The following is a 13,758-nucleotide window of genomic DNA, read 5'->3' on the forward strand; positions in this document are numbered from 1 at the left end:
CTTTCCGTGGCGGTCAGGAGCTTCCTCCCCTGTGGAACGCTCAGGCGGCCGGCAAGATCAGGGACGCGACGGCGGTCGGCGCCGGGACCGGCGTGCCGTCCTCGCGGAGACCCTCCAGGTGCAGGGCGACGGCCTCCCGCATGAGCTGAACACACTCGTCGTAGTCGGCGGCCGCGGCCACGCAGCCCGGCAGGTCAGGACTCCACGCGCTGTGGCCACCAGCCTCATCACGCTCAACGACCACGACGTAGCCGGTCACTGTGACCTCTGTTCGATACCTGGATGATCTTTAGGATCCCGGCCACCTTGCACGGCATGCATCACCCTTGGTAGTTGACTGTGCGGGTCAAGCTACCAACGAGGTCCGACATCACTCACCTCGCCGCGGCGGCGCGGGCGTAGGAGTCGGCCAGGCCGAAGACTTTCTGGGCGTAGGGGGTGGAGTTGTTGTAGGAGAGGACGGCGGCCCACCAGCCTTGGGCCGTGGTGAGGTTGCGGTTGCCGGCGCAGAGGTAGCGGGCGGCGGCCAGTGCGGCGTCGTCGATCTGCTGGGGGTCGCCGCGGCCGTCGAGGTTGCCGTCGGAGACCCATTTTCGCCAGGTGGACGGGATGAACTGCAGGGGGCCGGCGGCGCGGTCCACGTCCGGGTCGCCGTCGAGGTCGCCGTGGTCGGTGTCGGGGATGGAGCGGACGCCGGCCGAGCCGTCCAGCGGGACACCGATGATCGGCTTGGACGGCCAGCCGTCGGCGCCGAGCACCGCGCCGCCGTACTGGCCGTGGTTGGACTCGACCCGGCCGATGCCGGCGAGCGTCGCCCAGGACACCCGGCACGCCGGGTCGGTGGACCGCAGCACCAGCTCGGCGTTGCCGTAGGCCTGCAGCGCGCGGGCCGGGACGCCGGTCGGCCCGGCGGTCCGCTCGGCCCAGGCACGCAGGGGGTCGGTGCCGGCAGCGGTCCCCTGCGGCAGGGAGGCCTCGGTGCCCGCGGGGATCACCGAGCCCGGCTGCACCGGGGCGGCCGCGACCTGCTCGGCCGGGATCTCCGGGGCGGCCGTGCTGGACGCCGGCGCGATCGCGTCGCGCAGCACCCAGACGCCGGCGCCGGCGGTGCCCAGCGCCAGCGCGACCAGGAGCAGCCGGCCGACCAGGCCCAACCCGCGCACGGCGGCGGCCTCAGGGGTGTCGGCCACGTGCCTCCCGCCTCGCTGCGCTGAATGGATGAACTACCAGCACAACGACGTGCGGCGGCCAGACGTTACGGACGGGTAGCTCAGCGCTGGCGCTGCAGCCGGGCCACGCACCAGGCCGGGGCGCTGCCGCGGCGCAGGTGGTCGAGCACGGTCAGCGGGCCGAGGCGGCGGCTGAGATCCGACGGGGACAGGCCGGCGGCGCGGTAGTCCAGGGCGCGCTGGTCGAGCGGGCTGATCCCGGCGTCCCACCACTCCGCGGCCTCGGCCAGACCACCGATCATCTGCCACCAGCTGGCCGCGGCGGCGAGCAGGTCGGGCGGCACGTCCGGCAGCCGTTTCCGCATGGCGGCAAGGAATCGCGGGTCGGTGGACTGCACCGGGGCCCACGAGGCCGAGCCGGTGCCGGGGCGCTGCCCAGGGATGCCCGGCTGCGGCACCGGCGCCTCCGCGAGCCACTCGGACGCGATCCGGTTGATCTCGTCGGACTCCGCGTCCCGCGCACGCTCCGCCGTCCACTGCCTTACCAGAGCATCGACCCCGGGGTCGTCGAGCATCCTGCCTCCTTGTTGGCTGGCTGGTCACGCCGAAGGGGCTGCTGCCGCAAGATGTTGGGGGAAACCGTATTGGGCCGGCGCCGAGATTGCTAGATCTGAATCGTCACGGAATCCACGATCTGGACACGCGGCGCGCGAATGCACCCGAACGGTCCATTGTGGATCTTGTAAACGACAGCCGTGATCACCCTTCGTATCAGGCGAAGATGCTCTTCATGAACGTGATGATCGCCTCCGCGCCGTCCCGGAGCCAGCGGAGGATGTCCTGCACGGCACCGCCGGCCTGGTTCGGTTGCGTGATGACGTAGAACAGCACGATTGCCGCGATGACAAGCGTCGCGACCTTCTTGACGTCCATCTGCCCTCTCCGTCCGCTGCCCCGCCGGTTCCCCCGACGTCCGGTTGAAGGTGCCCAAGCCTACGGTGCGTACACCTCCACGTACATCACCATACGGTTGTTGCTCTGCCGGCCCAAGGACGACACGCCGCGGACCTCGAGTCCGGGTCAAGTCCGATTCCCACTGTCCAGTTGGGCGTCAGCCGAATCGCGCCGTACCAACAATGGTCCCGTCCGGCGCCAGGATACGGACCTCGGCCGGATCCGTACCGGACACCGGCGCGGGGCCACCCCACTGGCCGGCTCCCTCGGTGACCGGGAAGGTACCGACGGTGAACACCTGGCCGTCGGTGAACCGAACCTGGCAGGACACGCTGCCGTAGTTCGGCAGCCCGGACAGCTCGACGTAGAGCCAGGACCGGGAGTCGCGGTAGGCGAACACCTCGCCGGCGACCGGACCCGAGGCCGACAGCGGCACCTTCACCAGGTCGTCGCCGTCGCGGTGCTGGAGGTCGCGCCCGTGCCAGCCGAGCCAGCCGGCCGCGCCGAGGGTGAGGGCCAGCAGCGCGGCAGCGAACGTGATCACCACGCGGCGCCGGTGCCGCCGGGGCGCGGACGCGGTGAGGCCCAGCCGGTCCATCACCCGCTGCTCGAAGCCGACCGGCGGCTCCACGCCGGGGACGAGCCCGACCAGCCGGTCGCCGAGCGCGGTCAGCTCGCTCAGGTAGCTCTCGCAGGCGGGGCATTCCTGCAGGTGGGCCATGACGGCGGCGCGGTCCCGGGCCGGCAGCACGCCCAGGGCCAGCTCCGCGCCGACCTCGCGGAGCCGCTCGCAACCCGGGTCAACCATGATCCACCCGGTTCGGCAGCAACTGGACCCGCAGCTTCCCCATGGCCGCGCGGATGCGGGTCTTGGCCGTCCCCAGCGGGATGCGCTCGACCTCGGCGATCTCCCGCGCGGTCAGCCCGTGGATGCCGGCCAGGACCAGCGCGCGGGCCTGCGCCTCGGGCAACGCCGCGAGCGCCCGGCGCAGCTCCGCAACGGCCTCCGCGGTGATGGCCAGCTGCTCGGGGCCGTCCCCGCCGGCGCCGAGCAGGTCCACCAGGTCGACCGGGTCCACCGGGGTCGGGCGGCGCACCCGGGCGGTGTCGACGGCGAGGTTGCGGGCGATGGTGGACAGCCACGTGCGCACCGAGCCGCGCCGCGGGTCGTACACCTGCGCGTGCCGCCAGACCCGCTCGAACGTCTGCTGCGCGACGTCTTCGGCGGCCCGGGCGTCGCCGAGCACGGCCAGCGCCACGCCGAACACCAGCCGCTGGAACCGCCGCACGAACGCGAGCGCCACCTCCGCGTCGCCGGCCGCGAGCCCGGCGAGCAGCGTCTCGTCCGGCAGCAGCTCGACCGGAATGCCGCGGTCCCGCACGACACTTGGTACGTCCGGCCGGTCCGGCTGGATTGCCCCACGGCTCCACGCCACCAGAACATTCTGCCGCCGCGGCGCAATCCCCGGCCGGCCGCGAGCCGTAGCTACTGCATCCGGACCAACCGGAGAAGCCGCCGTGAATGCCGCATGCGGGCAGTTGGGTGACTCGCAGGTGGCATTCACGGCCCTTACGCGATCACCCCTTCGGCCCGCAGGCGCTCGATCTCCGCGGGTTCCAGGCCCAGCTCGGTGAGCACCGCGGCGGTGTCCGCGCGGGGTTCGTGCGGGGCGGCCGGCGGGCCGGGCGGGGTGCGGTCGAACTTCGGCGCCGGCGCGGGCTGCGGCGCCCCGCCGACGTCCACGAAGGTGCGCCGGGCGACGTTGTGCGGGTGGTCGCGCGCCTCGACCGGGGTGAGCACCGGGGTGAGGCAGGCGTCGGTGCCCTCGGCGAGCTTCGCCCACTCGTCCCGGGTCCGGGTGCGCAGCACGGCGGCGACCTTCTCCCGCACCACCGGCCACTGTGCGGGATCGAGCCGGCCGGACACCTCTTCGGGATCCAGGCCGAGGAGCGTGACGAGATCGCCCCAGAAGCGCTCCTCGATGGCGCCGACCGCCACGTACTTCCCGTCCGCGGTCTCGTAGGTGTCGTAGAACGGCGCGCCGCCGTCGAGCATGTTCTCGCCGCGGCCCTTGCTCCACAGGCCGGTGTTCTTCAGCCCCTGCAGCGAGGCGGTGAGCAGCGCCGCACCGTCCACCATGGACGCGTCGACGACCTGGCCGCGGCCCGAGGTCTGCCGCTCCACCAGGGCGGCCAGGATGCCCATGGCGAGCAGCAGCCCGCCGCCGCCGAAGTCACCGAGCAGGTTCAGCGGCGGCACCGGCCGCTCCCCCTTGCGGCCGATGGGTTCCAGGGCGCCGGCCAGCCCGATGTAGTTGATGTCGTGACCCGCCGCCGCGGCCAGCGGGCCGTCCTGGCCCCAGCCGGTGATCCGGCCGTACACCAGGCGGGGGTTGACCGCGTGGCAGTCCGCCGGGCCGAGACCGAGCCGCTCGGTGACCCCCGGCCGGAACCCCTCGATCAGCACATCCGCCTGCGCCACAAGGCGAAGCGCGATCTCGCGGCCCTGCGGGGACTTCGTGTCCAGGCCGATCCAGCGGCGGGTGCGGGTGAGCGGGTCGTTCGGGAAGCTGATCACGTCGAACCCCGGCTTGGCGCGGTCGATGCGCACGACGTCCGCGCCGAGGTCGGCGAGCACGGTGGCGGCGAACGGCGCTGGCGCGAGCCCGACCAGCTCGACGACCTTCAACCCGGCGAGCGGTCCCATGCGGTTTCCCTTCCGTTGGGGAAGCAACGTGACGTTGCTTTCCCTCTTGGGAGCACGACGTGACGTTGCTTCCCTCAGAGCGTGCGGGAGATGATCTCTTTCATGATCTCGTTGGTGCCGCCGAAGATGCGCTGCACGCGAGCCGCCGTCCAGGCCCGGGAGATCGGGTACTCGGTCATGTAACCGTAGCCGCCGAACAGCTGCAGGCACTCGTCGGCGACCCGGGAGAGCCGGTCGGTGGTCCACCACTTGGCCATGGCCGCGCCGGTGACGTCCAGTTCGGACTTGAGGTGCCGCTCGACGCACTGGTCCAGGAAGGCTTTGGCGACGGCCACCTCGGTGGCGCACTCGGCGAGGGTGAACTTGGTGTTCTGGAAGGAGAAGATCTCCCGGCCGAACGCCGTGCGCTCCTTGGTGTAGCGGATGGTCTGCTCCACCGCGGCCGCCATGGCGGCCACCGCGGTCACCGCGATCAGCAGCCGCTCCTGCGGCAGCTGCTGCATGAGCTGGACGAAGCCCTGCCCCTCCTCGGCGCCGAGCAGGTTCTGCGTGGGCACCCGGACGTCGTCGAAGAACAGCTCGGCCGTGTCCTGGCCGTGCATGCCGATCTTGTCCAGCACCCGGCCGCGGCGGAACCCTTGCGCCCCTTCGGTTTCCACGATGATCAGGGACACGCCGCGCGCGGCCTCGTCGGGGTCGGTCTTGGCCACCACGATCACCAGGCCGGCCTGCGCGCCGTTGGTGATGAACGTCTTCGACCCGTTGATCACGTAGTCGGAGCCGTCCCTCAGCGCCCTGGTCTTGATGTTCTGCAGGTCGGATCCGGTGCCGGGCTCGGTCATCGCGATGGCGCCGACCAGCTCCCCGCTGGCGAGCCTGGGCAGCCAGCGGCGCTTCTGCTCCTCGGTGCCGTAGGCGTTGAAGTAGTGCGCGACGATCCCGCTGTGCACGGCGTTGCCCCAGGCGTCGTCGCCGGCGTAGGCCTGCTCCTCGAGCAGCACCGCCTCGTGCGCGAACGTGCCGCCGCCCCCGCCGTACTCCTCGGGGATGGACAGGCACAGCAGGCCGACCTCGCCGGCCTTGAGCCACAGCTCCCGGTCGACCTGCTTGGCCTGCGCCCAGCGCTCGTGGTGCGGCGCGAGCTCCTTCTGGCAGAAGCTGTGCGCCAGCTCGCGGAACGCGTCGAGGTCGGCATCCATCCACGAGGAGCGCTGGGTGATCGCCACGGGACCTCCTGAAGGGCAGAAAACAATCCGGATGGCATGTAAAGTCTCAGCCGAATGTACATGCGTGCAGACCTGCACGTAAAGGTGGAAGGTGCGCCATGAGACCTCACCGGACCCAGGCCGAACGTAGCGAGCACACCCGCGAGCTGCTGCTCGAGGCCACGATCGAGTGCCTGGTCGAGCTCGGCTACGCGCGCACCACGGTGCAGGAGATCTGCCTGCGCGCGGGCCTGTCCCGGGGCGCGCAGCAGCACCACTTCACCACCAAGGCCGAGCTGATGGCCAGCGCCCTGCAGCACCTTTTCGCCCGGTTGAGCCAGGAAGTACAGGCCGCCGCGGAGCGGCTGCCGCCCGGCCCCGGCCGGATCGCCGCCGGCATCGACCTGCTCTGGCAGGCCTACTCGGGCACCCTGTCCACCGCGGCCATGGAGCTCTGGGTCGCCGCCCGCACCGATCCCGAGCTGCGCGGGATCCTGCTTCCGGTCGACCGCGCCCTCGGCCACGCCACCCTGGAGCTCTACCGGCACGCCGCCGCCGAGACCGACGAGAAGGTCCTGGAGAAGGTCCTCCTGCTGACCGTCAACCTCACCCGCGGCCTGGCCCTCGACGCCATGCTCGGCGGCGACCCGGCCCGCCGCGCCGCGCTCCTCGACGAATGGAAGGCCATCGTCCTCGCGCACTACCAAGGCGCTGGATTGTGACGGTCGGCCCGGCCCTCGCACGGGCCGACCGCCACACCAAGAACAGAGGACCGCACACGCGGAAAGTGACGTTGCACTCGCAAAGAGTGTTCGATCAGCCCGATGGGGCGAATGGGCAGTTCGGTGTGTTGGCCCTTGACATCGTCATATTGGCCGCTCAGGTTGCCATGTTGGCTCGTGGCGTCGCTGTGTTGGCCGGGTGTGTGTCGGAGTTGCCCTCAGCGGTGTCCGGCGGTGTCGTCACCAGCCAACACACCGACGCCAGACGCCAACACAGCGACGTGGCACGCCAACACGGCGACCCTCGGCGATGATCCACAAGGCAGGTCCTAATCCGCCATCTGCCAGATGTCGTCGCTGCGGTAGTAGTCGGCGATCTCGTCGGCCATCATCCGGTCGGCGTCGCGCCAGGGGCTGACCGAGTCGAGGTCGTCGATGTCCACCCAGCAGGTCTCGTCATACGAGTACATGTTCGGCTTCGGCTCGCCGAGGTCGGTGTCGAAGGTGGCCTCGCTGGGCAACTGGCAGCGCCAGACGCGCAGGGTGGCCCCGTCGGCGCCGTCCTCGTCCTCGGACCGCCACGACTGCAGCGCCCGGTCACTGAGGATCCGGTCCACGCAGCGCAGCGACACGCCGAACTCGTGGGTGAACTCGCGCTGCAGCGCCTGGCCCTCGTCCTCGTCCTGGTGCACCTCGTCGCCGGGCAGCTCCCAGAACCCCGACACGGACTGCGGCCGGCACCGCTTCGCCACGAAGATCCGGTAGTTCCGGATGATGGCCGCACCGGCCACGACGACCTCGGTCATGTCCTCAGTACCTCAGCCCGCCGCGGCCCGGGCGAGTGGTCGGCAGGAAGCCAGTGGGGCGAACTTCGCTACCTGATCGGGCAGCTGTGATCATCAGGCACAATGCCGCGGTGACCACGCCCCCTGGCGGCTACCCGGCACCCCAGCCGCAGTACGCCCAGCACCCGCCGCAGTACCTGCCCCCGCAGCCCTACCCGCGGCAGCCGGCGCCGCCGCGCGCCACCCGCTGGGTGCCGGGGCTGCTCGCCGCGTTCCTGTTCCTGATCGCCGCGGTCGCCGCGGTCTGGGGCAGCTTCGAGAAGCTGCAGAACTTCCGCTCCGAGCGGCCCGGCCGGGACGCCGCCACCTACCTGTTGACCTGGTGGAAGCTCGACCAGGTCAACATGCGCCCGGACGAGGGCACGCTGCCGCCCTACGGCGCGCTGCCCGCGGCGGCCGCCGGGCTGCTGGTGATCGCCGCGGTGCTGGCGCTGACCGCGTTCGGCAGCGGCAGGTCCGGGGCGGTGAGCGCGGCCCGGGTGAGCGCGGCGCTGGGGTCGGGGCTGCTCGCCGGGGCCACCGCGGTCGCGCTGCTGGACGGGCTGCACGCGCTGTCCCAGGTGAACGCGCAGGAGGCGGAGCCGCAAGAGACGATCACGTTCGAGTTGGGGTTGGGTGTGTGGCTGCCCGGCGGCGCGGTCGTGGTCGCGCTCGTCGGGTTGATCCTGGCGCTGACCCGGCCGAAGGCGGCGCGGGTCGAACCGGCCACGCCGCCGATGGGCTTCATGGCGCCCCGCGGCCCGTCGCCGTTCCAACCCGGCCCGGCGGCGCAACCCCAACCGCAGGCGTACCCGCCGGCCTACCAGCAACCGGCCGGGCAGCAGCCGGCCGAACCGGTACAGCAGGGTGACGAAGGGGAACGCCCGGCAAATTAACGCTGGGCGAACGCCACTTACTGAGAGATGATCCATGACGTGTCCGGCCAGGCGGGGGCGCGGCGGCTACCCGTCTCGCTTCTCTTGCTCACGCTTGCCCTCCTCGGGGTGGCCGCGTGGTGCTTCGCGTCGCGCGCGACGAGCCCGTCCGACGGCATCACGGTCAGCGTCGGCGACAGTCCGATCTCGACCGGCGGCGTCGTCGTGGTGTCCGTCCGGGACGCTTCCGGACCGATTCAGCCCGGCGACCGGATCATCTCGATCAACGGGATCTCGCTCGGCGACCGGGTGAACAGCCTCCCCGGCGGCCTGCCCGTCTCCGCCGGGGACACGCTCACCTACGAGCTGCGCCGGGGCGACGCGCGGATCTTCGCCGACGTGCCGCTGCGGCCGTACCCGATGCTGGCGGGCCTGCTCGACGGCTGGCCGACGCTGCTCGTCAACGCCCTGCTGCTGCTCACCTCGGTGGCGGTTTTCCTTGCCCGGCCACGGGATCCGGCCACGAACGCGGCGCTCATCGCGTCCACCATCGGCTTGGTGACCACCGCCGGCGCCACCTACTTCTCGCTCGAGGCGCTGGACCTGGTGGCGGGCAACCAGTTCTGGCGCTGGTTCACCGGGGAGGCGGCGTTCGCCCTGCTGTGGGGCGGGATGCTGCACTTCGCGCTGGCGTTCCCGGCGGTGGTCTACGCGCGCCGGTACTGGAAGCTGATGGTGCTCGGCTACCTCGGCCCGGCGCTGCTCTACGGCGTCTCCGCGGCCGTCGTCGTGTTGCTGCTGGGCGATCCGTACCAGCGCTTCGCCGTGCTCGGCTCCCCCGCGCTGCCGGCGCTGTTCGTCTACCCGCTGCTGGTGCTCGGCATCCTCGTGCACAAATACCTGACCTGCCACGACGACCTGACGCGGCGGCCGCTGCGCTGGCTGGCGCTCGCGCTCGGCGGCGGGGCCGCGGTGTACTTCGCCGTCTGGGTGGTGCCGGTCGTCCTGCACGGGCGGGCGCTGCTCCCGGACCGGTACCAGACCCTGGCGTTCGTGGCCGTGCCGGTCGCCGTGGTGGCCGCGGTGCTGCGGCACCAGGCGCTCAACATCGAGGTGGTGGTCAGCCGCTCACTGGCCTACGGGGCGCTCAGCGCCGGCGTGATCGGGCTCTACATCGGACTGGTCAGCGCGCTGTCCCTGGTGTTCCCACCGATCGACTCGCTGTGGAAGCAGGCGGCGGCCGCGGCCACGGTGGCCGTGCTGGTACAGCCGCTGCGCAGCCGGCTGCAGACCCTGATCAACAAGCGGCTGTTCGGGGACCGCGACGACCCGTACCGCGTGGTGTCCACTTTGGCCTCCCGGCTGGAGGCCACGCACACGCCGGGCGCGATGCTGCCGGCCATCGTGGAGACCGTCGCGGCGGCGCTGCGGCTGCCGTACGTGGCGATCGAGATCCAGGCCCGCGGGCGCAGCGAGACCGCGGCCTGCACCGGCGTGCTGCCCTCCGGCGATCCGCACCGGCTGCCGCTGACGTTCCAGGGCGAACGGGTCGGCTACCTCATCATCGCGCCGCGCACCGCGCGGGACACGCTCAAGCGGCGGGACCGGATCGCGCTCGCCGAGGTGGCCCGGCACGCCGGCGCCGCCGTCTACACCGCACGCCTGACCCGGGACCTGCGCCGCAGCCGGGACCGGTTGGTGCGGGCCCGGGAGAAGGAGCGCCGCCGCATCCTGCACGAGCTGCACGACGGGGTGGGCCCGACGCTCGCCGCGGTGGCGCTGGGCATCGACGCCAGCCAGCGCAGCGTCGGCAACGACACCGCGACCGGGGTGCTGCTCGGCCGGCTGCGCGACGAGCTGCAGGCGGCCATCGTGGAGATCCGCCGGCTGGCGCACGGGTTGCGGCCGCCGGTACTGGACCGGATCGGGCTCATCCCGGCCATCCGCGAGTACGCCGGCGCCGTGGCCAGCCGGACCGCGCACTCGGACGGCTCCGATGACGGCGTCACGATCATCCTCGAGGTGCCGACAGTCCTTCCGAAGCTGCCCGCGTCGGTGGACGTGGCCGCGTACCGGATCATCTGCGAGGCGCTGACCAACGTCACCCGGCACGCCATGGCGCGGTCCTGCGCCGTACGGTTGTGGGTGGACGATGATCTCCACATCGAGGTGGTCGACGACGGGGTCGGGATAGGACAGTCCGAGCTGACCGGCGGCGGGGTCGGCCTGTCGTCGATGCGCGAGCGGGCGGCCGAGCTCGGCGGCGACTGCCTGGTGGAAGCCGACCGGGAGGGCGGGACGCGGGTGTTCGCCACCCTGCCGCTGCCGAAAGAGGGAGCCTGAGGATGCAGCCCGATCCACAGCGGCCGGTGCGCGTGCTCGTGGTCGACGACCATCCGCTGTTCCGCTATGGACTGTGCACCGTGCTCGCCGCCGAGCCGACCGTGGAGGTCGTGGGCGAAGCCGCCACCGGCCGGGACGCGGTCAGCGCGGCCAAGGCCTACCGCCCGGACGTGGTGGTGATGGACCTGCACCTGCCCGACATCGACGGCATCGAAGCGACCCGGGAGATCGTCGGCGACCGCCCGACCGTCGGCGTGGTGGTGTTGACCATGTTCAACGACAGCGAGTCGGTGTTCGCGGCCATGCGCGCCGGAGCCCGCGGGTACCTGCTGAAGGGCTCCGGCCAGGAGGAGATCATCCGGGCGGTGCACGCCGTCGGCCGCGGCGAGGCGATCTTCGGCCCGGACATCGCGACCCGGGTGCTGGGCTACTTCAACAGCGCACCCGTGGCGTCCGACCCGGTGTTCCCCGAGCTGACGTCCCGGGAGCGGGAGGTGCTCGCCCTGATCGCCGACGGCCGCAGCAACGCCGCGATCGCCTCCAGCCTGTCCCTGTCGCCGAAGACCGTGCGCAACCACGTGTCCAGCATCTTCACGAAACTGCACGTCGCAGACCGGGCCCAGGCCATCGTCCGGGCCCGCAAGGCCGGCCTCGGCGAGACCCCGCCGGACGGCCGCGGCTAGCCGTGTCCAGGTCCTGGCCAGGTCCTGCCCGGTCGGGCAACAACGGGACATCGGTCCCATGTGCCCGGGACGCCCGTTAGGGCAACCTTCGTGGTGCACAGTCGGGCGCGTGCTGGGCGTAGGCGGTCGGGGCCGACGTAGCGTGCAGACGGAAGCGGGGAAGCTGAAGATGTTGGAACAGAGCCGGACGCCGGTCGTGGTCAGAGCGACCGATCCCATCCTGCAAAATGGTGTCCACATGGCACTGCGCACCCGGCCAGAGGTATGGCTGGTCGACGAAGACGCCGCCACACCGGACGCTGTGGCCCTGGTTGTGACCGACCGTTTCGACGACCGGGCCAGCCAGCTGCTGCGGACGCTGCAATGCCGTGGTTTCACTCGTGTCGTGCTGGTGGCGGGTGAGCTGGAGGACACCGAGATCCTGACCGCGGTCGAGGGTGGAGTGTGTGCGGTCGCGCGCCGGGCGGACACGACGCCGGATGTTCTCGTCCGGTTGATCAAAGCGGCGTCGGCGGGGGAAGGTGCGCTGCCGCCGGATCTGTTGGGGCGGTTGCTGAACCGGGTGTCTCGGTTGCAGCGTCATGTGCTGGAACCGCGGGGGTTGCACCTGGCGGGGATCACCAATCGGGAGACCGAGGTTCTGCGGTTGGTAGCGTCGGGGTTGTCGACGAAGGAGATCGCGGACAAACTGTGCTATTCGCAGCGGACGGTGAAGAGCATTTTGCACGACGTGACGAATCGGTTCCAGCTGCGGAATCGGTCACATGCGGTGGCGTATGCTTTGCGTGAGGGATTGATCTGAGGTTCGACGGATGTGGTGCTGGCCAAGGTGCACCACTTCGGGGTTTGGTCCGGGGGCGGCGCGCATTGTGCGGGGTCGCCCCTCCGGCCTCAAGGGCGCTTCGCGTCGCTCCTTCGTCGCGATCGCCGCGCCAGTGTGGTTAGGGTGCGCTACGGAAAGGGGTTGGCGCGGCGACCCTTGACCCCGGAGCCTCTGCGACCCCTGGGGCCGCGCACAGCGCGGGCAGGGCGGACGCCCTGCCCCCCACCCGCGCACCGCCCCCGAACCCCGACAAGCCGTGGTGAAGCGTTCACCCGAAAGAGCAAAACCAATGACCGGAAATGTCGGTGTGTCCCCGGTAGAATAGAGGTATGCGGAAAGCGCTCGATCTCGACACATTGAGCGGCGGGAAACATCTCGCCGCGCTCAAGGAGATCGCCCTCCGCATGCGCCGCGACTACGCATTGATGTTGGATACGGTCGCCGAATTGGAACACGCACAGACCGCGCAATTCGCCGGCTATTCCGCCCTACCCGTGCTGCTGGCCGAGGTTTTGCACATCGCCCGCGGCGACGCCACCCGCATGGTCTCCCAATCCGAACTGGTGGCCGAGACAGTCACGCCGATCGGCTACACCGCACCCGCCAAACTCCCCCAAGTCCGCGAAGCCCTGCATGAGGGTGCGCTCGACCCCAAACACGTCGACGCCATCGCCAAAGTCGTCGCGCAAGTCCCGAACTGGGCCAGCTACGAACACCGCGACCTGGTGGAGACCACGCTGACCGACACCGCCCGCGTCTGCGCTCCGCGGGTGGTGGCCGAGCACGGCCAGGTGTTGCTGACCCACATCAACCAAGACCCCGCCAACCCCAAACTGGAAGACGAGCAGGCCGAGCCGAAGAACACCTTCAGCTACGCGCGGACCCGCAACGGCGGGGTCAAATACCGCGGCCAGATGGACGCCGAAACCGCCGACGAACTCGAAGCGATGTTCGGGCCGCTCGCCAAGCCACAGAAGCAACCCGACGGCTCACCCGACCCCCGCTCGCTGCCCGAACGGCACGGCGACGCGATCTCTGACATCATCCACCTGGCCGCCAAGTCGGATGGGCTGCCCAAGCAGGGCGGGCAGAAGCCGCACCTCAACGTGCACCTCAACCTCAACGTGCTCACCGACGCCGTCGGCACCGCCACCCTGGACAGCGGCACCCCCCTGTGCCCCTCCGCCGCCCGACGCCTGAGCTGCGACGCCGACCTCATCCCCATCGTGCTCAACAGCGACTCCGTCCCCCTCGACGTCGGCCGCACCCGCAGACTGGTCAAACCCGCCCAACGCAAAGCCCTCATCGCCCGCGACAAAGGGTGTACGTATCCCGGCTGCACCCTGGCCGCCCGCTGGTGCGATGCGCACCACGCGCGGCACTGGGCGGACGGCGGGAAAACCGACCTGGCCAACATGGCGCTGCTCTGCCGCCGACACCACCGAATCTTGCA

At 71.0% G+C, this 13,758-nt stretch carries 15 protein-coding genes; 6 read left to right on the plus strand and 9 right to left on the minus strand.

What is annotated here, in order from left to right; translation table 11 throughout:
• Positions 1–40: 40 nt before the first annotated feature.
• The 8 genes from VGR06_RS26940 to VGR06_RS26975 all read right to left on the minus strand — a co-directional run bounded on the left by VGR06_RS26940 (position 41) and on the right by VGR06_RS26975 (position 6,029).
• A complete protein-coding gene (locus VGR06_RS26940; RefSeq protein WP_327561930.1) occupies positions 41–259 on the minus strand; it encodes a type II toxin-antitoxin system HicB family antitoxin in 219 nt (72 codons plus the stop codon).
• Between the two features lie 115 nt (positions 260–374).
• Positions 375–1,190, minus strand: coding sequence for a murein transglycosylase (locus tag VGR06_RS26945; protein ID WP_327561931.1), 816 nt, complete (start codon positions 1,188–1,190; stop codon positions 375–377).
• An 80-nt stretch (positions 1,191–1,270) separates the two neighbouring features.
• Entirely contained in the window at positions 1,271–1,744 is a 474-nt protein-coding gene (locus VGR06_RS26950; protein WP_327561932.1) for a helix-turn-helix transcriptional regulator, read from the minus strand.
• A 196-nt stretch (positions 1,745–1,940) separates the two neighbouring features.
• Entirely contained in the window at positions 1,941–2,102 is a 162-nt protein-coding gene (locus VGR06_RS26955; protein ID WP_327561933.1) for a hypothetical protein, read from the minus strand.
• 178 nt (positions 2,103–2,280) lie between these two features.
• Positions 2,281–2,931, minus strand: coding sequence for an anti-sigma factor family protein (locus VGR06_RS26960; protein WP_327561934.1), 651 nt, complete (start codon positions 2,929–2,931; stop codon positions 2,281–2,283).
• Positions 2,924–3,559, minus strand: a complete 636-nt coding sequence (locus VGR06_RS26965; protein WP_327561935.1) for an RNA polymerase sigma factor — start codon at positions 3,557–3,559, stop codon at positions 2,924–2,926. Before VGR06_RS26965 ends, VGR06_RS26960 begins: the two co-directional genes overlap by 8 nt.
• Positions 3,560–3,693: 134 nt before the next feature.
• Positions 3,694–4,830 carry a CaiB/BaiF CoA-transferase family protein gene (locus VGR06_RS26970; RefSeq protein ID WP_327561936.1) on the minus strand — a complete coding sequence of 379 codons (1,137 nt, stop codon included), beginning with the start codon at positions 4,828–4,830 and terminating at the stop codon, positions 3,694–3,696.
• Positions 4,831–4,904: 74 nt separating this feature from the next.
• Positions 4,905–6,029, minus strand: a complete 1,125-nt coding sequence (locus VGR06_RS26975; protein WP_327561944.1) for an acyl-CoA dehydrogenase family protein — start codon at positions 6,027–6,029, stop codon at positions 4,905–4,907.
• A gap of 125 nt (positions 6,030–6,154) precedes the next feature.
• On the opposite strand from VGR06_RS26975, the gene VGR06_RS26980 reads away from it, so the two are divergent.
• Entirely contained in the window at positions 6,155–6,757 is a 603-nt protein-coding gene (locus VGR06_RS26980; RefSeq protein ID WP_327561937.1) for a TetR/AcrR family transcriptional regulator, read from the plus strand.
• A gap of 329 nt (positions 6,758–7,086) precedes the next feature.
• On the opposite strand, the gene VGR06_RS26985 is transcribed toward VGR06_RS26980, so the two are convergent.
• Positions 7,087–7,563 carry an NUDIX domain-containing protein gene (locus tag VGR06_RS26985; protein WP_327561938.1) on the minus strand — a complete coding sequence of 159 codons (477 nt, stop codon included), beginning with the start codon at positions 7,561–7,563 and terminating at the stop codon, positions 7,087–7,089.
• Positions 7,564–7,673: 110 nt separating this feature from the next.
• On the opposite strand from VGR06_RS26985, the gene VGR06_RS26990 reads away from it, so the two are divergent.
• From VGR06_RS26990 to VGR06_RS27010, 5 genes are all read left to right on the plus strand, one after another.
• Positions 7,674–8,477 carry a hypothetical protein gene (locus VGR06_RS26990; RefSeq protein WP_327561939.1) on the plus strand — a complete coding sequence of 268 codons (804 nt, stop codon included), beginning with the start codon at positions 7,674–7,676 and terminating at the stop codon, positions 8,475–8,477.
• A gap of 39 nt (positions 8,478–8,516) precedes the next feature.
• Positions 8,517–10,799 (plus strand): ATP-binding protein, encoded by a 2,283-nt coding sequence (locus tag VGR06_RS26995; protein ID WP_327561940.1) that lies wholly within the window; start codon positions 8,517–8,519, stop codon positions 10,797–10,799.
• Positions 10,800–10,801: 2 nt separating this feature from the next.
• Positions 10,802–11,482, plus strand: a complete 681-nt coding sequence (locus VGR06_RS27000; RefSeq protein WP_327561941.1) for a response regulator transcription factor — start codon at positions 10,802–10,804, stop codon at positions 11,480–11,482.
• A gap of 169 nt (positions 11,483–11,651) precedes the next feature.
• Positions 11,652–12,284, plus strand: coding sequence for a response regulator transcription factor (locus VGR06_RS27005; protein ID WP_327561945.1), 633 nt, complete (start codon positions 11,652–11,654; stop codon positions 12,282–12,284).
• 350 nt (positions 12,285–12,634) lie between these two features.
• Positions 12,635–13,758, plus strand: a 1,124-nt coding sequence (locus VGR06_RS27010) for an HNH endonuclease signature motif containing protein (RefSeq protein WP_327561942.1), incomplete at its 3' end; no start/stop codon positions are given.

This window comes from Actinophytocola sp. (assembly GCF_036002505.1).
In the GTDB taxonomy this organism is placed as follows: Bacteria; Actinomycetota; Actinomycetes; order Mycobacteriales; family Pseudonocardiaceae; genus DASYTH01.